This window comes from Clostridioides sp. ZZV14-6387 (genome assembly GCF_020657835.1).
GTDB classification, from domain to species: Bacteria; Bacillota; Clostridia; order Peptostreptococcales; family Peptostreptococcaceae; genus Clostridioides; species Clostridioides difficile_A.
Genome location: NZ_JAGWCW010000045.1, coordinates 1 through 22,174, shown reverse-complemented (window position 1 = coordinate 22,174; position 22,174 = coordinate 1). Strand labels below are relative to the sequence as shown.

Here is a 22,174-nt window from a genome sequence, read left to right as displayed (position 1 = left end):
AACTCTCAAATAAAAGTTTATCAGGCTCAGATACTATTGTTATCAAAATATCTGGCTTTATGGTTTGTTTCTTGTTTATAAATTAACCTACTGTTTAATTTTCAAAGTTCTTTTGTCGTATTTTTGTGCTCCTTTTGGGCACTCATATATAATACCATCTATATGATTTCAAGTCAACGCTTTTTTAACTTTTATTTTAAATATTTTTTTGTCAAAACAAAAATAGCCTATATTAATGCATTTTAACTGCTTTAATACAAGCTATTTACATATTCAGACTTATTTATATAGTAACTTTAACTTAGATATTTTTGTATTCCTATGTATATCGCCCATGCTATCTTCTCTTGATATGTTTCATCAGTCAAAAGTTTACATTCTTTTTCATTCGATAAAAAACCACACTCTATTAGTACTGATGGAATATTGTTCTCTTTTAAAAGATATATATCATCTCTAGGCTTGACTTCTCTATTATTTGTTTTATCTACTACTCTTTTAAGTTCTTCTTGAATACACTTTGATAGCTCTTTACTATCTTGTTTGTCTTTAGGATAAAAAGTTTGAGCTCCATAGTATTTTGATTGTTCAAATGCATTGAGATGTATGGAGACGAACATGTTAGCATTAGAATTTGATATCATTTCTTTCCTATTTTTCAAATTTTCATTATACTTTTGTCTTGTTGTTTTATTATTTCCCTCTTTGTAAAGACTACTATCATCTTCTCTAGTCAATATTACAAGACCTCCACTTGATTCTATAAGCTCTCTAAGCTTAAGTGTTATAGCTAAGTTAATATCCTTTTCAGATGTGCTCTTATCCTTATTTAACGCACCTGGGTCAATACCCCCATGACCAGCGTCTAAAATTATTGTTTTATTTGTTACTGGCATATACTTAATAACATCTTCAGATATATTTTTCACTTCAAATATTGACACTATTACTAGGCACACCATAACAAAACTAAAAATTATATGTTTTATGTACTTTCTCACAACATCACCCTGTATATGTATACTTATAAAAACACTATAATATTCCAAATATTAGTACAAACATTTAAATTCTCCTTTTCTAATTATCAATTTCCATTTATTATATTGATTTATCAATATCGATATATGTGCTTTACAATATTATATATTATTAACCCCTTTAATTTAATACTCTTATCTACTATTGAATAACTATTATTTTGACAGCAAATCATATAATTTATAATAACATAGTCTACGAATTATACTAATGTATATTCATAGACTATGTTATTATAGTATATAAAATTTTTAATTATTAATATATAAACTACTTTTGTTAATAATGCTATTGCATTAAATAAATCTAATGCATAGTCTTTCCATTATATAAATAAAAAAGGATGCTTTCCCTACAGAAAAACATCCTAATAAAATATCTTATTATTTTATTGTATATCACTCTTAATTCAAACCCAACATTTTTAACATACAAATACTTTTTAAATAAAAATATATAAAGTATTTTGTTTTTCCAAAAAAATAAGTAATTATCTTTTTGAGAATTGTGGAGCTCTTCTTGCTGCTTTTAATCCGTATTTCTTTCTTTCCTTCATTCTTGCATCTCTAGTTAAGAAACCTTCTTTCTTTAAAGCAGGTCTTAAATCTAAATCAGCTTTTAATAAAGCTCTAGATATACCATGTCTTATAGCTCCAGCTTGTCCAGTGAATCCTCCACCTTCAACTTTTACTATAACATCATATTTATTTTCATTTCCAGTTAAAACTAATGGTTGTTTAACATCTCTTATTAGTGTTTCATAGTTAAAATAATTTTCTAATGCTCTTCCATTTACTAATATATTTCCTTCACCTGCAACTAGTCTTACTCTAGCAACAGAACTTTTTCTTCTTCCAGTTCCATAATATTGAACGTTAGCCATTATAAACTCCTCCTTTCACCTATTAATCTTACTTAAAGTTTAAAACTTCTGGATTTTGAGCTGCATGAGTGTGTTCAGCACCTGCGAATACTCTTAATCTAGTCATCATTCTGCTTCTTAATTTGTTCTTAGGTAACATACCACTTACAGCATGTGCTATAACTTCTTCTGGTTTCTTATCCATCATATCTCTGTAAGATATTTCTTTTAATCCACCTACATAACCAGTATGGTATCTGTAATATTTTTGATCTAATTTTTTACCACTTAAAACTATCTTTCCTGCATTTACTACAACAACAAAATCTCCACCATCAACGTGAGGAGTAAATGTTGGTTTATGTTTACCTCTCAATACTGTCGCTATTTCTGTTGCTAAACGACCTAGTGTTTTACCTTCAGCGTCAACTAAGTACCATTTTCTTTGTACATCAGCTGGCTTAGCTATATAACTTTTCATAACTGTCCCTCCTTAACTATTTCTCATAAAATTTTTTTACCGTTTATGTCAAGTCCGGGGCAAGTGGACTTATTAACACATTCTCATATATTTTAATACATGTAGCCTGGTGTGTCAAGTTAATAATGAACTTTTTTAAGAAATAATCCTTGTGCTGGAGCTGTATGTCCACATTTTGACCTAGTTTTAGATTCTATTATATCTAAAAATGACTCATTAATCCTACCACGACCTATATCAATAAGTGTTCCAACAATAATTCTTACCATATTATATAAAAATCCATTTCCACTAATTTCTATGACAATTAAGTCATCATTTTTATTGATATCAATATCATATATAGTTCTAATTGTATCTTTTACAGATGAACCAGTACTCATAAAACCTTTAAAGTCATGTGTTCCTAAAATACTCTTTGACTCTAAACACATTTTATCAAAATCAAGTTCATATTTTACTTGATACGATATATCACTAAGTATCGGATTTCTAAACTTGCTATTATATATTAAATATTTATATGTTTTACCTTTTGCACTATACCTTGAATGGAAATCTTCCTTAACTTCACATGCTTTTATAATTGATATATCCTTTGGTAGTTTAGCATTTAAAGCCATTGGTATACTTTCTACATTTATGTCTGAATTAATTTTAAAATTTGCAATTTGACCAATAGCATGAACTCCTGAATCAGTTCTACCTGACCCTATGAGTTTAACTTCTTCTCTTGTTATATCATATATAGCCTTTTCTATTGTACCCTGTATTCCTAAAGAATCAGGTTGTTTTTGCCATCCACAATAATTACTGCCATTATATTGGATTGTAATTTTTATATTTCTCATACTTTACCTCGTTTATATCTATGTTTCTATTAAATTACTATAAATCTAGTAGCTATAATCACGCCTAAATAAACAACTTGGAATACACATGCTATATAGTCTCCCTTTGCTATGACAGACTCTCTCATTTTAGTTCTATTGTGTCCACCTCTATAACATCTAGCTTCCATGGCCATAGCTAATTCATCAGCTCTTCTAAACGCACTCACAAATAATGGCACCAAAAGAGGCACTAAGTTCTTAGCTCTATTTATAAGGTTTTTACTTTCAAAATCTGCTCCTCTAGACATTTGAGCTTTCATTATTTTATCTGTTTCATCCAATAATGTAGGAATAAAACGTAAAGCAATTGTCATCATCATTGCAAGCTCATGTACTGGTAAACCAATTTTTTTAAATGGGTTAAGCAATCTTTCTATACCATCTGTTAATTCTATTGGAGAAGTAGTTAGAGTAAGTAAAGATGTCCCAACCACTAAAAATATAAGTCTTATTGCCATAAAAATTGCTTGTCTTAGACCTTGTTTTGTTATTGCTAAAAATCCAAATGACCATATTTCATCACCTGGCAAGAAAAAAATATTTATAAGAAATGTAAATAAAATAATCCATTTAAGAGGCTTTACACCTTTAATAATATACTTAACTGGTATATTAGCTAACTTTATCATACCTAATAAACATAATAAAACTACTATATAAGGCCAAAATTTATTTACTACAAATATAGACACCATAAATACAATTGTTGCTACAAGTTTTATCCTTGGATCTAATTTATGAATAGCAGAACTTGTTGGGTAGTATTGCCCTATAGTTATATCTTTTAACATAATCCTCGTCCTCTCACAACTTTTAATATTTCTTGTTTTGCTTCCTCTAAAGTCAATATATCTTCTCTGATGTTAAATCCTTTTTGTCTCAATTTCAATGCAAGCTCTAAAACTTGTGGAATATCTAATCCTATCTCTTTCAATTTACTAGCATTTGATTTAAATACTTCTCTAGGAGTTCCCATAAATTCTATTCTACCATGATTCATAACAATTAAAGTCTTTGCTAGTTTTGCCATATCATCCATACTATGAGATGACAGTATTATAGTCATATTGTTTTTTTCATGTAAATCCTTTATTAAATTAAAAATTTCATCTCTTCCTCCAGGATCAAGACCAGCAGTAGGTTCATCCAGTATAAGAACTTCTGGGTTCATAGCTATAACTCCAGCAATTGCTACCCTACGCTTTTGACCACCAGATAATTCAAAAGGAGATTTATCCTTAAATTCCTCATAATCAAGTCCTACAGCTTCCATTGATGCTTTTACCCTATTATGTATCTCAGACTCCTCTAAGCCTAAATTAGCAGGTCCAAAGGCTATGTCTTTATCAATCGTTTCTTCAAACAATTGGTATTCTGGATATTGAAATACAACACCTACCCTTTTTCTAATCTCAGTTAAATTCAAGTTTTTATCTGTTATATTAAAATCATTTATAAATATTTCTCCTGAGGAAGGCTTTAATAATCCATTTAAATGTTGTATTAATGTAGATTTTCCTGAACCTGTATGACCTATGAGACCAACAAAATCTCTATCTTTAATCTCAAAAGAAACATCATCAAGTGCCTTACTTGCAAAAGGCATCCCTTCATTATATATGTGTGTTAAATTCTTTACTATAATTGACATAATTCCATCACCATCTCATCCACAGTTAATATATCACTACTAATATTCATTCCTTCTTCTATTAATAAACTAGATAATTCTGTCATACAAGGTACATCTAAACCGATTTCCTTTAGCATCTTTATTTCACTGAATACTTCTCTAGGAGTTCCCTCTAAGATTTTTTTCCCTTTTTCCATAACCACAACTCTATCTGCCTCTACTGCTTCTTCCATAAAGTGTGTTATATGTATAACAGTTATATTTTCTTCTTTATTAAGTCTTTTTATTGTTTTCATAACTTCTTTTCTTCCAGATGGGTCTAACATTGCTGTTGCTTCATCAAATATTATACATTTAGGCCTCATAGCAATAATTCCTGCTATTGCAACTCTTTGTTTTTGACCACCTGATAACAAGTGTGGTTGTCTACCTCTTAAATCATACATACCTACACTCTTTAAAGATTCCTCTACAATACGCCTTATTTCTTTAGGCTCTACACCTAAGTTTTCAGGTCCAAACGCAACATCTTCTTCTACTATTGTAGCAACTATTTGATTATCTGGGTTTTGAAATACCATGCCTGCAGTTTGTCTTATATCCCATAATCGTTCTTCCTCCTTAGTATCCATTCCATCAATAAGAATGTTTCCCTCAGTAGGCATAAGAATTGCATTTAAGTTTTTAGATAAAGTAGACTTACCAGAACCATTATGTCCTATTATCGCAACAAATTCTCCTTTTTTAACATCTAGGCTTAAATTATCTATTGCTTTAAGTTTTGCTTCATCTGTAATATACTCAAACGAAATATTATTTACCTTTACTATATTATCCATTAATTCATACTCCTTTTAGTAAGCAATAACTTATAAAAATCATTTTACACATTATTATATCACACCTGAGTCAAAAAAATAAAAAAAAGATTAAGCCATCAAGCCTAATCCTTTCCTTACTATACTAATTCTATAAAAGCCATTTCAGCAGCATCGCCTTTTCTTGGCCCTATTTTTATTATTCTAGTGTATCCACCATTTCTCTCAGCATATTTTGGAGCTAAATCTGTGAATAAGTTATTAACTACTGTTTCATCCATAACATAAGCTAAAACTTGTCTTCTAGCATGAAGATCCCCTCTTTTAGCAAGAGTTATCATCTTTTCAGCCATTCTACGAGTTTCTTTCGCTCTAGTCACTGTAGTTTCTATTCTTCCACTTCTTAGTAAGCAAGTTACTAAGTTTCTTAACATAAGGTTTCTGTGAGCTGTTTCACGTCCTAATTTACGGTACTTAGCCATTCTTATCCCTCCTTTGCTCGCTATTCTTCACTTGGTTTTAATCCTAGTCCAAGTTCCTCTAGTTTTTGTATTACCTCTTCTAATGACTTCTTACCTAGGTTTCTAACCTTCATCATATCATCCTCAGATTTATTAGCTAATTCTTCAACTGTATTAATTCCCGCTCTCTTTAAACAGTTATATGATCTAACTGATAAATCTAATTCTTCTATAGTCATTTCAAGAACTTTTTCTTTTTGATCTTCTTCTTTTTCTACCATGATTTCAACACTACTTACATGTTCAGTTAAGTCTATAAATAGATTTAAATGCTCAACTAATACTTTCGCAGCTAATGATATACCCTCTTGAGGATTTATACTACCATTAGTCCATACTTCTAGCACTAATTTATCATAATCTGTTTTTTGACCAACTCTTGTGTTTTCCACATGATAACTAACTTTCTCAACAGGAGTATATATTGAATCCACAGGTAAAACACCTATTGGAACATTCTCTGTTTTATTTTCTTCAGCAGAAACATATCCTCTACCTTTATCTACAAATATCTCCATATTAAGTTTAGCATTATCATCTAATGTAGCTATTGCTAAATCTTTACTTAATATTTCAACATCTGGAGGACAGATTATATCTGCACCTGTGATAGAGCATGGTCCTTGAGCCTCTATTTTAAGTGTTCTACTTCCTTCACCATCTATAGTTGCTGAAAGCTCTTTTAAAGTTAATATTATCTCAGTAACATCTTCTTTAACACCAGGTATTGTAGAGAATTCATGAAGAACTCCATCTATTTTTATAGCATTTACTGCTACACCTGGTAATGATGATAATAATATTCTTCTTAATGCGTTACCTATAGTTATTCCATATCCTCTTTCTAGAGGTTCTATAACAAACTTACCATATCTATAGTCTTCGCTAAGCTCAACTATATCTACTTTTGGCTTTTCTATTTCTATCATGGACAAAACCCTCCTTAAAATTCAGTAATCCACTGAGGGTAAACAAAATTTTAAAATAATTTTTAAAAGTGTGCTTATTATTTAGAGTAAAGTTCTATGATTAAGTGTTCAGCTATCTCAAGGTCTATATCTTCTCTTGTTGGAACACCAACTACTTTTGCTGTCATTCCTTCTACATTAGCTTCTAACCATTTAGGAGCTATTCTTGAGTTAACTTCTACTAAATTTTTGAATTTTGCAGAAGATCTTGATTTCTCTTTAACTTCTATAACATCCCCAACTTTAACTACTAATGAAGGTATGTCTACTTTATTTCCATTTAAAGTGAAATGACCATGAGCTACTAATTGTCTAGCTTCTTTTCTAGAAGATGCTAGTCCCATTCTGTAAACTACATTATCTAATCTTCTCTCTAATAAACTTAATAAGTTTTCACCTGCTTTACCAGGCATATTTTCAGCACGTTCATATAAGTTTCTAAATTGAGTTTCTAAAACTCCATATATTCTTTTAACTTTTTGTTTTTCTCTTAATTGTAATCCATAGTTAGAAACTTTCTTTCTCCCTTGGCCATGTTGACCTGGAGCATAGTTTCTTTTTACTATAGCACATTTATCTGTATAACATCTATCACCTTTAAGGAATAATTTCATTCCCTCTCTACGGCATTGTCTACATGATGCACCTGTATATCTTGCCATTTATCTACACCTCCTATTTGTACTCTTCTTAATTACACTCTTCTTCTCTTTGGTGGTCTGCATCCGTTATGTGGGATTGGAGTAACGTCTTTTATCATAGTTACTTCTAGTCCAGTTGCTTGTAAAGCTCTTATTGCAGCTTCTCTTCCTGAACCTGGCCCCTTTACGAATACCTCAACACTTTTTAGTCCGTGTTCCATCGCAGCTTTTGCAGCTGTTTCAGCAGCCATTTGAGATGCAAATGGAGTTGATTTTCTTGATCCTTTGAATCCTAATTGTCCAGAACTTGCCCAAGATATAGCATTTCCATGAACGTCAGTTAAAGTTATTATTGTATTATTGAAAGTTGATTGTATATGAGCATGACCACGTTCTATATTTTTACGTTCTCTTCTTCTAATACGTGTAACTTTCTTTTTTGGTTTAGCCATTTTCCTTTTCCCTCCTTCATCTAATTATTATTTATTTATTTTTTCTTTTTACGAGATACTGTTTTTCTAGGACCTTTTCTAGTTCTAGCATTAGTCTTAGTTCTTTGTCCTCTTAATGGAAGACCTTTAGCGTGTCTTATTCCTCTATAACATTTTATATCTCTTAATCTCTTTATGTTTAAAGCAATTTCTCTTCTTAAGTCACCTTCAACTAAGAAATCGTCATCTATAACTTTTCTTAAATCATTAACTTGATCTTCTGATAAATCTTTTATTCTAGTATCTGGATTTATCTCAGCCTTAGCTAATATTTCGTTAGCAGTTGCTTTACCTATACCATATATATAAGTTAAGCCTATCTCCGCTCTTTTTTCTCTAGGTAAATCTACCCCAGCTATTCTTGCCATGATCGCACCTCCTACACATAGTTTTTAGTGTTTAAAACTTCGTATCATATACCAATCCTACGCCAGATTGTTCAACGATTTTAACGTTCTTTTGTTAACATCACAATATAGTATTATACTATAAATTTCAACAAAATACTAGTAATAATTTCTTATCCTTGCTTTTGCTTATGCTTTGGATTTTCACAGATAACCATTACTTTTCCTTTTCTTTTTATTACTTTACATTTTTCACATATTGGTTTTACTGATGGTCTAACCTTCATTATTAATCCCTCCTTAGACTAAATAATAATATAGTCTACTTCTTACGCCAAGTGATTCTTCCTCTTGTAAGGTCATATGGAGAAAGTTCAACATTCACCTTGTCACCTTCAAGAATTCTTATGAAGTTCATTCTTAGCTTTCCAGAAATGTGGCATAATATCTCATGTCCATTTTCTAATTTAACCTTAAACATAGCATTAGGTAAAGCTTCTGAAACTGTACCTTCTAATTCTATAACATCTTTTTTGGCCATTAACTAACCAGCCCTCCATTTCAATAAGTTAAATTATCTAATTTAACTTAGTAAGTTCAGCTCTTAAAAAAGAATCTGTAATTTCTTGTCCAGATACTACTCTTTTTCTAACTTCATCATTAATAAAATTATATTTTTTTAAGTGCTTCACTTTCTTTAACTTAGGTTTGTCAAGTTTTCTTTTCTTTCCATCAGCTATTAATACATATTCATTATTAACTATTTTGACTACGAAAAATAAATTTTCTTTGTCTCGTCCTAATGAAACTTTAACAACTTGACCTATACTTAAATTATCTGATAGCACTTTTTTCACCTACTTTTTAAATTACAACTTTGTCAATATCAAAGGTTCATGTTCAGTAATTGCTATCGTATGCTCATAATGAGCTGATTTTTTTCCATCTATTGTAACAGTCGTCCACCCATCTGATAGAGTCTTTACATGATAACGACCTGCATTAACCATTGGCTCTATAGCAATAACCATTCCTTCTCTAAGTCTTGGTCCTTTTCCTGGGAGTCCATAATTAGGTACTTGTGGATCTTCATGAAGATTTGCTCCAACTCCATGACCCACTAAATCTCTAACTACTGAGAAACCATGTTTCTCAACGTGTGTTTGTACTGCGTGTGAGATATCTGAAAGTCTATATCCTAATTTAGCAAATTTTATTCCTTCATAGAAGCTTTCTCTAGTTACTTCTATCAATTTCCTATCTTCTTCAGATATCATGCCTACTCCGTGAGTTTTCGCAGAATCACCATGATATCCTTTATAATAGGCTCCTATATCTAAGCTTATAATGTCTCCTTCTTTTAATATGGTTTCTCCTGGAATCCCATGTACTACTTCTCTATTGATAGAAGCACATATACTTCCTGGAAAACCTCCATATCCTTTAAAAGAAGGTTCTGCATTATATTTTCTTATATTCTCTTCAGCTATTTTATCTAATTCTAAAGTAGATATTCCCGGAGAAATAGCTTTTCTTAAAACTTCATGAGTATCAGCAACAATTTTTCCAGCTTCTCTTAGAAGTTCTATTTCTTTTTTTGATTTCAAGATAATCATTTATTTTCCACTTCCTAAAGCTGAGACAATATCTTCAAATACTTTATCTATTGCTTGGTCACCTTTTATATCTGCTATTATACCTTGCTTGCCATAATAGTCTACTAAAGGTTTTGTTTCATCTAGATAAACTTGTATTCTCTTAGATACAGTTTCTTCATTATCATCAGCTCTTTGATATAATTCTCCTTGGCATACATCACATACACCTTCTACTTTAGGAGGATTAAACTCAACATGGTAAGTAGCTCCACAAGACTTACATATTCTTCTACCAACTGCTCTAGATACTAGTATGCTCTTGTCAACTTCAATATTAACAACTTTATCTAGTTCTATACCAGTATTTTTTAAGAATACATCTAAGTGTTCTCCTTGTGCTACATTTCTTGGAAATCCATCTAACATAAATCCATTTTTACAGTCTTCTTGAGATATTCTATCAGTAACTAAACCTACAGTTAACTCATCTGGTACTAATAAACCTTGGTCCATGTATTCTTTAGCTTTTTTTCCAAGTTCTGTTCCCTCTTTTATATTCTTTCTGAATATATCTCCTGTTGATATATGAGGTATATTGTATTTTTCTACTATTCCTGCCGCCTGAGTACCTTTACCAGCACCTGGAGGTCCAAGTAATATTATTCTCATATTATCCATCTCCATTTTATTTTAAGAAACCTTGATAGCTTCTCATAACTAAGTTTGACTCTAACTGTCTCTTAAGTTCCAAAGCAACCCCAACAACGATTAGCAATGAAGTCCCAGCTAGACTCATATTTACTTTCATATAATGTGTTGTAAGAGCTGGTACCATAGCAATTATTGCTAAGAAAGTTGCTCCAGCTAAAGTTAATCTAGTTAAAATTCTATTTAAATAATCCATAGTAGGTTCACCTGGTCTTATACCTGGTATAAATCCACCATTGTTTTTCATATTTTTAGATATATCTTCTGTATTGAATGATACAGTTGTATAAAAATATGAGAAGAAAATTATAAGTAGAATCTCAATTGATCTATATGTCCAAAATCCTTGTTCTGTTGCCATACTTAAGTATTTTTGAACAAAAGCTTGAGCATTTGGTCCCATAAACATAGCTATTGTTTGAGGAAAAGCTAAAAGTGAACTAGCAAAAATTATAGGCATAACTCCTGATTGGTTAACTTTCATTGGTATATGAGAACTTTGTCCTCCATACATCTTTCTTCCAACAACTCTTTTAGCATATTGTACAGGTATCTTTCTAGTTGCTTCTTGTATGAATGTAACTCCTGTAACTGTAAGTAATATAACTACAATTAGAAGTATTATAACCCAAGGTGCAACTTGACCAGATTTAACTTGTTGCGCGATTTTAATAACATCTGTTGGTATTCTTGATATTATACCTGCAAATATTATCACTGAACTACCATTACCGATTCCTTTTTCAGTAATTTTGTCCCCAATCCACATTACTAACATACTTGCTGAAACTAATGTTATTACAACAGTTGATATAAAAAACACACTATTTGATATTAAAGCACTTCTTACAATTCCTAATGTAATTCCCAAAGCTTGTACAACTGCTAGAGCTAGTGCTGTATATTTAGTGTACTTATTAATTTTTTTCTTTCCTTCTTCACCAGATTTTTGAAGTTCTGCTAGACTCTCAAAACCTACTGTTAGAAGTTGTATTATGATTGATGCAGTAATATATGGACTTATACCTAAAGCAAATAGTGAAAAGTTACTAAATGCTCCACCAGTAAACATATTATACAGAGAAAGTAGACTATTGCCGCCTACCATCTTTTGTATAATACTAGTGTCTATGCCTGGAACTGGTATAGTAGTACCTATTCTGAATATCACGATCATCATAAGTGTATACATTACTTTTTTTCTTACTGCTTTAATCTTCCAAGCTTGTTTTAATTTTGACAGCACGCTAATTCACCCCGCCTGTACTGGCTAGGAGATTAGCAGGTTATTATACTAACTCTGCTTTTCCACCAGCTTTTTCTATTTTTTCTTGAGCTGAAGCTGTAAATTTAGCAGCTTTAACAGTTAAAGCTTTCTCTAAATTACCTTCACCTAAGATTTTGATTCCATCTTTACCTATCTTGCTTATAGTTTTAGTAGATTTTAATAATTCTGCAGTTATTTCTGTTCCATTTTCAAATCTATTTAAAACTTCCACATTAACTTCTGTGTAAACTTTCTTAAATATGTTATTGAAACCTCTCTTAGGAAGTCTTCTAGCTAGTGGCATTTGTCCACCTTCAAATCCTACTCTTACTCCACCACCAGAACGAGACCATTGACCTTTTTGTCCACGTCCTGCAGTTTTACCTTGTCCAGTTGCAGTACCTCTACCTAATCTTCTTTTAGCTCTTACTGCACCTTCAGCAGGTTTTAACTCATGTAACTTCATGGATTGCACCTCCTTGCACTACTTTATAAAAATTATTCAGCTATTTCAGTTACTTCTAATAAGTGACTCACTTTATTTATCATACCTCTTGTTTGAGCATTGTCTTCTTTTACAACAACTTGTTCTCTTTTTCTTAATCCTAACGCTTCAACATTCTTTTTTTGGTTAGGAGTAGTTCCTATAACACTTCTAACTAACTTTATTTGTAATTTAGCCATTTTACACTACCTCCTTACCCTAGAAGTTCTTCAACTTTTTTACCTCTAAGTTTAGCTATATCTTCAACTGTTTTTAGAGAATTAAGTCCTTCTATTGTAGCATTTACCATATTTCTTGGATTGTTAGATCCTAAAGACTTAGCTCTAACGTCTTTTAGTCCAGCTAGCTCAAGTACGGCTCTAGCAGGTCCCCCAGCTATTACTCCTGTACCTTCTACAGCAGGCATTATTAATATATTTCCAGCACCAAAGTGTCCGCGTACTTCGTGAGGAATTGTAGTCCCAACTATTGGCACTACTATTAGATTTTTCTTAGCATCTTCAACTGCTTTTTTTATAGCGTCTGGTACTTCCATTGCTTTCCCAGCACCTATACCAACGTGTCCGTTTTCATCTCCAACAACTACTAACGCTGCAAATCTGAAGTTTCTACCACCTTTTACAACCTTAGTAACACGTCTTACTTCAACAACTTTTTCTTGTAAGTCAAGTTGTCCTGCATCTATCGGCTTACGACGTAGCATGTATTTTTCCCTCCTTCGTATTAGAACTTAAGACCAGCTTCTCTAGCACCTTCAGCTAATTCTTGAATTCTTCCATGATATAAGTATCCACCTCTGTCAAATACAACTTCAGTGATTCCTTTTTCAACAGCTTTTTTAGCAACTAATTCTCCAACTTTCTTAGCTGCTTCCTTGTTTCCTGTATGATTGACAGCACTCTTAACTTCTGCTTCTAAAGAAGATGCAGCAACTAGAGTTACTCTGTTTGTGTCATCTATTATTTGAGCATATATATTATTAGCACTTCTAAATACACATAATCTTGGTCTTTGAGAAGTACCGCTTATTTTTCTACGAACTCTCTTATGTCTTTGAAGTCTATTAGCATTTTTATCAGCTTTTTTTAACACCTAGCTCACTCCTTTCTAGCGTTTAAGTTTTGGTATTATTTTTTACCAGTTTTTCCTTCTTTACGTCTGATTACTTCATCAACGTATTTTATACCTTTACCTTTGTATGGCTCTGGTTTTCTCCAAGCTCTTATCTTAGCAGCATAATTTCCTACTAATTGCTTGTCTATACCTTTTACTATTAACTCTGTTTGGTTTGGAGCTTCAACAGTTATTCCTTCTGGATCTTCCATTTCAACTGGATGAGAGAAACCTAAGTTCATAACTAATTTATTTCCTTGTTTTTGAGCTCTATATCCAACACCTTTTAGTTCTAATTTCTTTTCGAAACCAGTATTTACACCTACAACCATATTATCTAATAAAGTTCTAGTTAATCCGTGTAAAGATCTATGTTTTTTATTATCAGTTGGTCTTTCAACCATTATTGTATTTTCTTCTTTTTTTATGTTTAACTCAGCACTTAATTGTTTAGTTAAAGTTCCTTTTGGACCTTTTACTGTAACTAAATTTCCTTCAGCTATAGTAACTTCAACACCTGCTGGTATTATTATTGGCTTAACACCTATTCTTGACATGGTCGCACCTCCTTACATTGTTCATATTAATTACCAAACGTAGCAGATTACTTCTCCACCAACATTTTCTTTTCTAGCTTGCTTGTCAGTTAATATTCCTTTTGAAGTAGATATAACTGATATTCCTAATCCGTTTAATACTTTTGGTATCTCGTGATTAGCAGCGTAAACTCTCATACCAGGCTTAGATATTTTCTTAAGACCTGTTATAACTCTTTCGCCTTCTTGTCCGTACTTTAATTGTATTCTTATGATACCTTGTTTTCCGTCTTCTATAACATCATAACCTCTTATGAAACCTTCTTCTAATAAGATTCTAGCTAACTCTTTCTTAATATTAGAAGCTGGAACATCTACAGTTTCATGCTTAACAACATTAGCATTTCTTATACGAGTAAGCATATCTGCAATTGGATCTGTCATTGTCATTTTGTTGCCCTCCTTCCATTCTAATCAAGCTTCTACCAGCTTGCTTTTCTAACACCAGGTATTTGACCTTTATAAGCTAATTCTCTAAAGCATATACGGCATATACCAAATTTTTTCAAAACTGAATGCGGTCTTCCGCATATAGTACATCTAGTGTATTCTCTAGTAGCGTACTTTTGCTTTCTTTGTTGTTTAACAACCATCGCTTTTCTAGCCACGGGAATCCCTCCTTTGCTTACTTAGAAAATGGCATTCCTAATAATTTTAATAATTCACGAGCTTCTTCGTCAGTTTTCGCTGTAGTAACAAATATTATATCCATTCCTCTTACTTTATCTATTTTATCATATTCTATTTCAGGGAATATTAATTGTTCTTTAACTCCTAAAGCATAGTTTCCTCTACCATCAAAAGCGTTAGGGTTAACTCCTCTAAAGTCTCTAACTCTTGGTAAAGAAACAGAAACTAGTTTGTCCATAAAGTAGAACATTTTGTCAGCTCTTAATGTAACTTTTGTTCCTATTGGCATTCCTTCTCTTAATTTGAAGTTAGCAACAGATTTTCTAGCTTTAGTTATAACAGGCTTTTGTCCTGATATTATTTCTAATTCTTCAACGCCTTTTTCTAATCCTTTTGGATTTTCTCTAGCGTCACCTATACCCATGTTAATAACTATTTTATCTAACTTAGGTATCTCCATTACGTTTTTGTATCCAAATTTCTCCATTAAAGCAGGAGCAACTTCTTTCATGTATTTTTCTTGTAATCTAGAAGCCATTTAAGGTCCCTCCTTTCAAGCAATATTTATTATAATTCTTTTCCGCTCTTTGCTGATACTCTTACTTTATTCCCATCTTTTACTTCATATCTTACTCTAACGCCTTTTCCTGTTTCAGGATCAAATGGCATTACATTAGATATGTGTATTGGGGCTTCTTTATTTATTATTCCACCTTGTTGGTTCATAGCACTTGGTTTTTGATGTTTAGTTATTACATTTACACCTTCAACTAACACTTTGCTAGCTTTAGGATATACCTTTAAAACTGAACCTTTTTTACCTTTATCTTTACCTGCTATAACTACAACAGTGTCACCTTTTTTAACACGCATCATGTCCTATTGCACCTCCTTAATTATAGTACTTCTGGAGCAAGAGAAACTATTTTCATGAATTCATTGTCTCTTAACTCTCTAGCAACAGGCCCGAATATACGAGTCCCTACTGGAGTTTTATCGTCTTTTATTATAACAGCTGCATTCTCATCAAAAGAAATATAACTTCCATCATTACGTCTCATGCCTTGTTTAGTTCTCACTATAACAGCTTTAACAACTTTACCTTTTTTTACAACTCCACCAGGTGTTGCACTTTTAACAGTAGCAACTATAACGTCACCTATGTTACCATATCTTCTTTTACTTCCGCCTAGAACACGTATACATAAAATTTCTTTAGCTCCTGAGTTATCAGCAACTCTTAGACGTGATTCTTGTTGTATCATATCGTAATCCCTCCTTCTTCAAAAACTATTTCACTTTCTCAACAACTTCAACTAGTCTAAATCTCTTGTCTTTTGATAAAGGTCTAGTTTCCATTATTTTAACTCTATCTCCGATGTTACATATATTCTTTTCATCATGAGCCTTGAATTTTTTAGTTCTCTTAACACGTTTATTATATAGTGGATGACGTACAAACTCTTCAACAGCTACTACTATTGTTTTATCCATCTTATCACTAACAACACGGCCTATTCTAACTTTTCTTCTTCCTCTTTCCATGTTTAAAAAGCCTCCTTTCCAAATTAAGCTCTAGTTTCGTATAACTTTCTTTCAGCAAGAACAGTTTTAACTTTTGCTATATCCTTCTTAACAAACTTTATTCTAGCTGTATTTTCTAATTGACCAGTAGCTAATTGGAATCTTAAGCTAAATAATTCACTTTTGAAGTCGTTTAATTTGTTCATTAGCTCTTCGCTTGTTAAATCTCTTAATTCTTTAGCTTTCATCCTATTCACCACCCTTTACTTCTAAATCTTCTTTTTTCACAAATTTACATTTGATTGGTAATTTATGTGCAGCAAGTCTCATAGCTTCTCTTGCCTTATCTTCAGAAACACCCGCTAATTCAAACATAACTCTTCCTGGCTTAACTACAGCTACCCAATATTCTGGAGAACCTTTCCCTGCACCCATACGAGTTTCTGCTGGTTTTCTTGTTACTGGTTTATGAGGGAATATTTTTATCCAAACCTTTCCCCCTCTTTTTATATATCTAGTCATCGCGATTCTGGCAGCTTCTATTTGATTAGAAGTTATCCAAGAAGCTTCTAAGGCTACTAATCCAAACTCACCATAAGTAACTTTGTTACCTTTATGAGCTTGCCCAGCCATACTTCCTCTATGAACTCTACGACGCTTTACTCTTTTTGGCATTAACATGAGTATTTTTCCTCCTTCCTTGAACCTAACTATTATTAATTTCCTTTGTTTTCAGTTCTTTGAGGTCTTGATCCACCTTGAGGTCTTTGTCCTCTGTAGTTTCCTCTGTTATCATTTCCTCTATTATCATTTCCTCTATAGTTTCTATTGTCATTTCCTCTTCTATCGTTTCTTCTGTTATCTCTCTTATTGTCTCTTCTATCGCTCTTTCTGCTTTCTTCTCTTGGATTTACACCGTCTCTAGTTGGTAAAACTTCACCATTACATATCCAAACTTTTATACCGATTTTTCCATAAGTAGTATCAGCTTCAGCGAAACCATAATCTATATCTGCTCTTAAAGTTTGTAGTGGCACATTTCCTTCACTATAACCTTCAGTTCTAGCCATCTCAGCTCCACCTAATCTTCCAGAAGCAGAAACTTTTATTCCTTTAGCACCAGATTTCATTGCTCTTTGTATAGCTTGTTTCATTGCTCTTCTGAAAGCAACTCTTCTCTCTATAGCTAAAGCTATATTTTCAGCTACTAATTGAGCATTTTTATCTGTACTTCTTACTTCTACTATATTAACTATTATAGTTTTCTTTGTCATTTTTTCTAATTCAACTTTTAATGCTTCGATTCCTGCACCAGCTCTTCCTATAACTACTCCTGGCTTAGCAACGTGTAAGTCCATTTTTATTTTATTAGCTGATCTTTCTATTTCTATCTTAGCAACTCCAGCTGAGTATAATCTTTTCTTTAAGAATTTACGTATATTATGGTCTTCTAATAATAAGTTTCCGAACTCTTTTTTATCAGTAGCGAACCATCTTGAGTCCCAATCTTTTATAACACCGACTCTTAAGCCGTGTGGATTAACCTTTTGACCCATTACTTTCCCTCCTATCTATTAATTATTTTTTCTCTTTAACAACAACCTCTATATGAGAAGTTCTTTTTCTTATTGTAGTTGCACGACCCATAGCTCTAGGCATGAATCTCTTCATTGTTGGCCCTTGATTAGCAACTATTGATGCTATATATAATTTTTCAGTATCCATTTCGTGATTGTTTTCTGCGTTAGCTTTAGCTGATTTTACAACCTTAGCTATTATTGAAGCTGCTCCTCTTGGAGTAAACTTTAATATTGCTAATGCTTCATCAACATTCTTTCCTCTAACAAGGTCACATATTTGGCCTGCTTTTCTTGGTGATACACGTACGTATTTAGCAGTAGCTTTTGCTTCCATTGTTATTCCTCCTTTCTTAGTCATAATTTAATTATTTTCTCTTATTAGATTTTTCGTCATCCTTATGTCCTTTGAAAGTTCTAGTAGGAACGAACTCACCTAATTTATGTCCAACCATATCTTCTGTTATATATACTGGAACATGTTTTCTTCCATCATGAACAGCTATAGTGTTTTCTACCATTTGTGGAAATACAGTTGAAGATCTTGACCAAGTTTTTATAACTTCTTTACTTCCACTAGCATTCATAGCTTCTATCTTCTTTAAAAGTCTTGCATGGACAAAAGGCCCTTTTTTAGTTGATCTTGACATTTATATTCCTCCTTTCCGAGCAAAAATAAATTTACTACTTAGTTCTTCTTGATACTATTAATTTATTTGAAGCTTTATTTTTCTTTCTAGTTTTATATCCAAGAGCTGGTTTACCCCATGGAGTAACAGGAGATGGTCTACCTATTGGAGATCTACCTTCCCCTCCACCGTGTGGATGGTCATTAGGGTTCATTACAGAACCTCTTACAGTAGGTCTTATTCCCATATGTCTTTTTCTTCCTGCTTTACCGATAACTACGTTACCGTGCTCTATATTCCCAACTTGTCCTATAGTAGCTTTACAGTTTATACTTACTAATCTCATCTCACCTGATGGTAATCTTAATAAAGCATTTTTTCCTTCTTTAGCCATTAATTGTGCAGAAACTCCAGCAGATCTAACTAATTGAGCTCCTTTTCCTGGCTTTAATTCTATATTATGAATGATAGTACCAACTGGCATATCTTTTAATGCTAAACAGTTTCCTGGCTTTATATCAGCACCTAATCCTGATAATATAGTATCTCCAACATTAATTCCAACTGGAGCTAATATATATCTTTTTTCACCATCAGCATAGTTTAATAATGCGATATTTGCAGTTCTGTTTGGATCATATTCTATAGTAGCAACCTTAGCAGGTATACCATCTTTATCTCTTTTAAAATCTATTATTCTATATTTTCTTTTTTGTCCTCCACCTCTATGACGAACAGTTATTCTACCATGTACGTTTCTACCAGCATTTTTCTTTAAGTTAACTAAAAGAGATTTCTCTGGTTGATTACATGTTATTTCATCAGAAACTAAAACTGTCATTTGTCTTAAGGCAGGAGAAGTTGGTCTAAACTTTTTTATAGCCATCTGTTTTCCCTCCTTCGTTTGTTATAATACTACATTCCTTGGAAGAATTCTATTTCTTTACTATCAGCAGTTAATTTAACTACTGCTTTCTTAAAGCTTGATGTTCTTCCTTGAGTTCTACCCATTCTTTTAACTTTTCCATCGTAGTTTAAAGTATTTACTTTATCAACACTAACTCCGAATACTTTTTCTACTGCTTTTTTTATTTCAGTTTTGTTCGCATCTTTAGCCACAACAAAAGTGTATTTTTTTTCACCCATTTCAGCCATACTGTGCTCAGTTACAACTGGTCTTATTATTACATCATGTGGATTAGTCATTATGCGTACACCTCCTCCACTTTTTTAACAGCATCTGTAGTTATTATAAATGAATCATATTTTAATATATCATATACGTTCATAGTATTAACTAATGCAGTTTGAACACCTTCTATATTTCTAGCTGATTTTATTACGTTATCGTTTTTGTCAGCTATAACTACTAAAGCTTTTTTAGCAGCATTTATATTATTTAATATTTGAGCGAATTCTTTAGTTTTAGGAGCATCCATGTTTAATGCATCTAATACTATAACTTCACTATTTTGTACTTTTGAAGATAAAGCACTCTTCATAGCTAATCTTCTTACCTTCTTAGGTAATGTATATCTGTAGCTTCTTGGCTTAGGTGCAAAAGCAACTCCTCCACCTACCCATTGTACAGATCTTGTAGAACCTTGTCTTGCTCTACCTGTTCCTTTTTGTTTCCAAGGTTTTCTTCCGCCACCTCTAACTTCTGCTCTAGTTTTAGCAGATTGAGTTCCTTGTCTCTTATTTGCTAATTGATTTTTTACAACTTCGTATAAAACATGTCCATTAACTTCTACGCCAAATATAGAATCTGATAATTCTATTTCTCCAACGTTTTGTCCACTAACATTTAGTACATTTAATTTTGGCATTGTTATTCCTCCTTTCTCTAGGTTAGTCATTATTTAGAAACCTTTACAGCTTCTTTTATAGTTACTACTGAACCTTTAGCTCCTGGTATAGCTCCCTTAACTAATATAAGGTTCTTATCAGCATCTACTTTAACAACCTCTAAGTTTTGAACTGTTACCTTTACGCTTCCCATGTGTCCAGCTAATTTTTTGTTTTTAAATACTCTACCAGGGTAAGAACAAGCTCCCATTGAACCTGGTCTTCTGTGGTATCTAGAACCGTGAGTTTCAGGACCTCTACTTTGTCCATGTCTTTTTATCGGACCTTGGAATCCCTTACCTTTACTTATTCCAGTAACATCTATTTTTGCACCTGCTTCAAATACATCAGCTTTTATTTCTTGTCCTACTGTGTATCCTTCTACAGAATCTACTCTAAATTCTTTTAAATGTTTCTTTAAAACATTAGCAGCAGCTAAATGTCCTTTTTTAGGTTTGTTTAAAGCTTTTTCTTTAGCATCTTCAAAACCTATTTGTATAGCATTGTATCCATCTTTATCAACTGTTTTTATTTGAGTAACGACCATAGGTCCTGCTTCAACAGCTGTTACAGGTATAACTACACCTTTATCAGTGAATATTTGAGTCATACCAACTTTTTTGCCTAATATTCCTTTCATATTAGCACCTCCTATAATTCTTACAGCGGATTACATCTTTTAGAGTAATCATTCTAAGATAATCATCTATAGGATAATATCTTAGGGGTTCTTATAATTTTATTTCTATATCTACACCTGCTGGTAAGTCTAATCTCATTAATGAGTCAACTGTTTTAGGTGTTGGATTAGCTATGTCGATTAGTCTTTTATGAGTTCTTATTTCAAATTGTTCTCTAGAGTCTTTGTACTTATGTACAGCTCTTAATATAGTTACAATTTGTTTTTCTGTTGGTAGAGGCACAGGTCCTGAAACTTGTGATCCAGCCTTTTTAGCAGTTTCAACTATTTTCCCTGCTGAAAAATCTAATAATTTGTGATCATATGATTTTAATCTTATTCTTATTTTTTCATTCTTAGCCATTTTGTTTTCCCTCCTTTATCACGTGTTTAATTTTCAAGTTGCGTACAACCAATACCGATACACTGCTCCGGGTGTGTTGTAACTTTCAAATCGATATTAGTTCGTATTTCACTAGGATTTAATTCTTATTTTCTTAATCTCTCAAGCACACTATTATATTTTATATCATCTGTTACATTTTTTCAAGTTTTTTTTATATTTTTTTCAATTTTATTTTCTATTACAACAGCATAACCTCAAACTTGATTGTTAATCTATCTCAAGGCACTAGTTTAGTATATATGCTTTAGTGCTACTTGTCAACAAAAAACAAAAAAGAGAGGTGTTATCCCCTCTTTTTCTATATTAAATCCATTAGTTTAGTAAAAGATTACTCTACTATAGTAGCAACAACTCCTGAAGCTACTGTTCTTCCACCTTCTCTTATTGAGAATCTTAAT

The 22,174-nt window shown here is 32.2% G+C and carries 39 protein-coding genes; all 39 read right to left on the bottom strand.

Annotated features, from left to right (window positions below):
• Positions 1-296 precede the first annotated feature (296 nt).
• A complete protein-coding gene (cwlD, locus tag KGF38_RS19090; protein ID WP_074179374.1) occupies positions 297-1,001 on the bottom strand; it encodes an N-acetylmuramoyl-L-alanine amidase CwlD in 705 nt (234 codons plus the stop codon).
• 530 nt (positions 1,002-1,531) lie between these two features.
• Positions 1,532-1,924, bottom strand: a complete 393-nt coding sequence (gene rpsI / locus KGF38_RS19085) for a 30S ribosomal protein S9 (protein ID WP_003421105.1) — start codon at positions 1,922-1,924, stop codon at positions 1,532-1,534.
• A gap of 28 nt (positions 1,925-1,952) precedes the next feature.
• Positions 1,953-2,384 (bottom strand): 50S ribosomal protein L13, encoded by a 432-nt coding sequence (gene rplM, locus KGF38_RS19080; protein ID WP_021382526.1) that lies wholly within the window; start codon positions 2,382-2,384, stop codon positions 1,953-1,955.
• Positions 2,385-2,503: 119 nt separating this feature from the next.
• On the bottom strand, positions 2,504-3,235 hold the full coding sequence (truA, locus tag KGF38_RS19075; RefSeq protein ID WP_074179356.1) for a tRNA pseudouridine(38-40) synthase TruA: 732 nt from the start codon (positions 3,233-3,235) through the stop codon (positions 2,504-2,506).
• A gap of 29 nt (positions 3,236-3,264) precedes the next feature.
• Entirely contained in the window at positions 3,265-4,068 is an 804-nt protein-coding gene (locus KGF38_RS19070; RefSeq protein ID WP_054275571.1) for an energy-coupling factor transporter transmembrane component T family protein, read from the bottom strand.
• Positions 4,062-4,928, bottom strand: a complete 867-nt coding sequence (locus KGF38_RS19065; protein WP_054275570.1) for an energy-coupling factor transporter ATPase — start codon at positions 4,926-4,928, stop codon at positions 4,062-4,064. Before KGF38_RS19065 ends, KGF38_RS19070 begins: the two co-directional genes overlap by 7 nt.
• The gene (locus KGF38_RS19060) at positions 4,916-5,749 is read right to left on the bottom strand and encodes an energy-coupling factor transporter ATPase (protein ID WP_054268686.1); all 834 of its coding nucleotides are present in this window, start codon (positions 5,747-5,749) and stop codon (positions 4,916-4,918) included. Before KGF38_RS19060 ends, KGF38_RS19065 begins: the two co-directional genes overlap by 13 nt.
• A gap of 119 nt (positions 5,750-5,868) precedes the next feature.
• Positions 5,869-6,210, bottom strand: a complete 342-nt coding sequence (gene rplQ, locus KGF38_RS19055) for a 50S ribosomal protein L17 (protein WP_003421117.1) — start codon at positions 6,208-6,210, stop codon at positions 5,869-5,871.
• 20 nt (positions 6,211-6,230) lie between these two features.
• Positions 6,231-7,178 (bottom strand): DNA-directed RNA polymerase subunit alpha, encoded by a 948-nt coding sequence (locus KGF38_RS19050; RefSeq protein ID WP_003427733.1) that lies wholly within the window; start codon positions 7,176-7,178, stop codon positions 6,231-6,233.
• Between the two features lie 77 nt (positions 7,179-7,255).
• On the bottom strand, positions 7,256-7,879 hold the full coding sequence (gene rpsD, locus KGF38_RS19045; protein ID WP_021382518.1) for a 30S ribosomal protein S4: 624 nt from the start codon (positions 7,877-7,879) through the stop codon (positions 7,256-7,258).
• A 32-nt stretch (positions 7,880-7,911) separates the two neighbouring features.
• Positions 7,912-8,310 (bottom strand): 30S ribosomal protein S11, encoded by a 399-nt coding sequence (gene rpsK, locus KGF38_RS19040; RefSeq protein WP_003421122.1) that lies wholly within the window; start codon positions 8,308-8,310, stop codon positions 7,912-7,914.
• Positions 8,311-8,345: 35 nt separating this feature from the next.
• The gene (rpsM, locus tag KGF38_RS19035; protein WP_021382517.1) at positions 8,346-8,717 is read right to left on the bottom strand and encodes a 30S ribosomal protein S13; all 372 of its coding nucleotides are present in this window, start codon (positions 8,715-8,717) and stop codon (positions 8,346-8,348) included.
• 152 nt (positions 8,718-8,869) lie between these two features.
• Positions 8,870-8,983 (bottom strand): 50S ribosomal protein L36, encoded by a 114-nt coding sequence (gene rpmJ, locus KGF38_RS19030; RefSeq protein ID WP_002509257.1) that lies wholly within the window; start codon positions 8,981-8,983, stop codon positions 8,870-8,872.
• A gap of 35 nt (positions 8,984-9,018) precedes the next feature.
• Positions 9,019-9,237 (bottom strand): translation initiation factor IF-1, encoded by a 219-nt coding sequence (gene infA, locus KGF38_RS19025; protein ID WP_003421127.1) that lies wholly within the window; start codon positions 9,235-9,237, stop codon positions 9,019-9,021.
• Between the two features lie 37 nt (positions 9,238-9,274).
• A complete protein-coding gene (locus KGF38_RS19020) occupies positions 9,275-9,544 on the bottom strand; it encodes a KOW domain-containing protein (protein WP_227832631.1) in 270 nt (89 codons plus the stop codon).
• A 21-nt stretch (positions 9,545-9,565) separates the two neighbouring features.
• Positions 9,566-10,312 carry a type I methionyl aminopeptidase gene (gene map / locus KGF38_RS19015; RefSeq protein WP_021382516.1) on the bottom strand — a complete coding sequence of 249 codons (747 nt, stop codon included), beginning with the start codon at positions 10,310-10,312 and terminating at the stop codon, positions 9,566-9,568.
• Positions 10,313-10,963 carry an adenylate kinase gene (locus KGF38_RS19010; RefSeq protein WP_054268685.1) on the bottom strand — a complete coding sequence of 217 codons (651 nt, stop codon included), beginning with the start codon at positions 10,961-10,963 and terminating at the stop codon, positions 10,313-10,315.
• A 16-nt stretch (positions 10,964-10,979) separates the two neighbouring features.
• Entirely contained in the window at positions 10,980-12,248 is a 1,269-nt protein-coding gene (gene secY, locus KGF38_RS19005) for a preprotein translocase subunit SecY (RefSeq protein WP_054268684.1), read from the bottom strand.
• A 43-nt stretch (positions 12,249-12,291) separates the two neighbouring features.
• Entirely contained in the window at positions 12,292-12,735 is a 444-nt protein-coding gene (gene rplO / locus KGF38_RS19000; RefSeq protein ID WP_003421135.1) for a 50S ribosomal protein L15, read from the bottom strand.
• Between the two features lie 32 nt (positions 12,736-12,767).
• Positions 12,768-12,953 carry a 50S ribosomal protein L30 gene (rpmD, locus tag KGF38_RS18995; RefSeq protein WP_003421137.1) on the bottom strand — a complete coding sequence of 62 codons (186 nt, stop codon included), beginning with the start codon at positions 12,951-12,953 and terminating at the stop codon, positions 12,768-12,770.
• Between the two features lie 14 nt (positions 12,954-12,967).
• Positions 12,968-13,477, bottom strand: coding sequence for a 30S ribosomal protein S5 (gene rpsE / locus KGF38_RS18990; protein ID WP_003421138.1), 510 nt, complete (start codon positions 13,475-13,477; stop codon positions 12,968-12,970).
• A 20-nt stretch (positions 13,478-13,497) separates the two neighbouring features.
• Positions 13,498-13,866, bottom strand: coding sequence for a 50S ribosomal protein L18 (gene rplR / locus KGF38_RS18985; protein WP_054268683.1), 369 nt, complete (start codon positions 13,864-13,866; stop codon positions 13,498-13,500).
• Positions 13,867-13,901: 35 nt separating this feature from the next.
• Complete coding sequence (gene rplF, locus KGF38_RS18980) at positions 13,902-14,444, bottom strand: 50S ribosomal protein L6 (RefSeq protein WP_054275568.1); 543 nt, start codon at positions 14,442-14,444, stop codon at positions 13,902-13,904.
• 30 nt (positions 14,445-14,474) lie between these two features.
• Positions 14,475-14,873, bottom strand: a complete 399-nt coding sequence (gene rpsH / locus KGF38_RS18975) for a 30S ribosomal protein S8 (RefSeq protein ID WP_021382525.1) — start codon at positions 14,871-14,873, stop codon at positions 14,475-14,477.
• 32 nt (positions 14,874-14,905) lie between these two features.
• The gene (locus KGF38_RS18970) at positions 14,906-15,091 is read right to left on the bottom strand and encodes a type Z 30S ribosomal protein S14 (RefSeq protein WP_003421149.1); all 186 of its coding nucleotides are present in this window, start codon (positions 15,089-15,091) and stop codon (positions 14,906-14,908) included.
• Between the two features lie 17 nt (positions 15,092-15,108).
• Positions 15,109-15,651, bottom strand: coding sequence for a 50S ribosomal protein L5 (rplE, locus tag KGF38_RS18965; protein WP_021382514.1), 543 nt, complete (start codon positions 15,649-15,651; stop codon positions 15,109-15,111).
• A 29-nt stretch (positions 15,652-15,680) separates the two neighbouring features.
• Positions 15,681-15,986, bottom strand: coding sequence for a 50S ribosomal protein L24 (rplX, locus tag KGF38_RS18960; protein ID WP_021382513.1), 306 nt, complete (start codon positions 15,984-15,986; stop codon positions 15,681-15,683).
• Between the two features lie 23 nt (positions 15,987-16,009).
• Complete coding sequence (gene rplN, locus KGF38_RS18955) at positions 16,010-16,378, bottom strand: 50S ribosomal protein L14 (protein ID WP_021382511.1); 369 nt, start codon at positions 16,376-16,378, stop codon at positions 16,010-16,012.
• Positions 16,379-16,403: 25 nt separating this feature from the next.
• Entirely contained in the window at positions 16,404-16,658 is a 255-nt protein-coding gene (rpsQ, locus tag KGF38_RS18950; protein WP_003421156.1) for a 30S ribosomal protein S17, read from the bottom strand.
• 23 nt (positions 16,659-16,681) lie between these two features.
• A complete protein-coding gene (gene rpmC / locus KGF38_RS18945; RefSeq protein WP_003421158.1) occupies positions 16,682-16,885 on the bottom strand; it encodes a 50S ribosomal protein L29 in 204 nt (67 codons plus the stop codon).
• Position 16,886: 1 nt separating this feature from the next.
• The gene (gene rplP, locus KGF38_RS18940) at positions 16,887-17,318 is read right to left on the bottom strand and encodes a 50S ribosomal protein L16 (protein ID WP_003421160.1); all 432 of its coding nucleotides are present in this window, start codon (positions 17,316-17,318) and stop codon (positions 16,887-16,889) included.
• Positions 17,319-17,353: 35 nt separating this feature from the next.
• Positions 17,354-18,193 (bottom strand): 30S ribosomal protein S3, encoded by an 840-nt coding sequence (gene rpsC, locus KGF38_RS18935; RefSeq protein WP_054268681.1) that lies wholly within the window; start codon positions 18,191-18,193, stop codon positions 17,354-17,356.
• Positions 18,194-18,215: 22 nt separating this feature from the next.
• The gene (rplV, locus tag KGF38_RS18930) at positions 18,216-18,551 is read right to left on the bottom strand and encodes a 50S ribosomal protein L22 (protein WP_009887891.1); all 336 of its coding nucleotides are present in this window, start codon (positions 18,549-18,551) and stop codon (positions 18,216-18,218) included.
• Positions 18,552-18,582: 31 nt separating this feature from the next.
• Positions 18,583-18,864, bottom strand: coding sequence for a 30S ribosomal protein S19 (rpsS, locus tag KGF38_RS18925; protein ID WP_021386634.1), 282 nt, complete (start codon positions 18,862-18,864; stop codon positions 18,583-18,585).
• Between the two features lie 34 nt (positions 18,865-18,898).
• Complete coding sequence (rplB, locus tag KGF38_RS18920; RefSeq protein ID WP_003421168.1) at positions 18,899-19,729, bottom strand: 50S ribosomal protein L2; 831 nt, start codon at positions 19,727-19,729, stop codon at positions 18,899-18,901.
• 29 nt (positions 19,730-19,758) lie between these two features.
• A complete protein-coding gene (rplW, locus tag KGF38_RS18915) occupies positions 19,759-20,049 on the bottom strand; it encodes a 50S ribosomal protein L23 (protein WP_003435681.1) in 291 nt (96 codons plus the stop codon).
• On the bottom strand, positions 20,049-20,672 hold the full coding sequence (gene rplD, locus KGF38_RS18910; RefSeq protein ID WP_054268680.1) for a 50S ribosomal protein L4: 624 nt from the start codon (positions 20,670-20,672) through the stop codon (positions 20,049-20,051). The genes rplW and rplD overlap by 1 nt, the downstream gene beginning before the upstream one ends.
• A 29-nt stretch (positions 20,673-20,701) precedes the next feature.
• On the bottom strand, positions 20,702-21,331 hold the full coding sequence (rplC, locus tag KGF38_RS18905) for a 50S ribosomal protein L3 (RefSeq protein ID WP_021386632.1): 630 nt from the start codon (positions 21,329-21,331) through the stop codon (positions 20,702-20,704).
• A gap of 91 nt (positions 21,332-21,422) precedes the next feature.
• On the bottom strand, positions 21,423-21,734 hold the full coding sequence (gene rpsJ / locus KGF38_RS18900; RefSeq protein WP_054268679.1) for a 30S ribosomal protein S10: 312 nt from the start codon (positions 21,732-21,734) through the stop codon (positions 21,423-21,425).
• Positions 21,735-22,174: the final 440 nt, after the last annotated feature.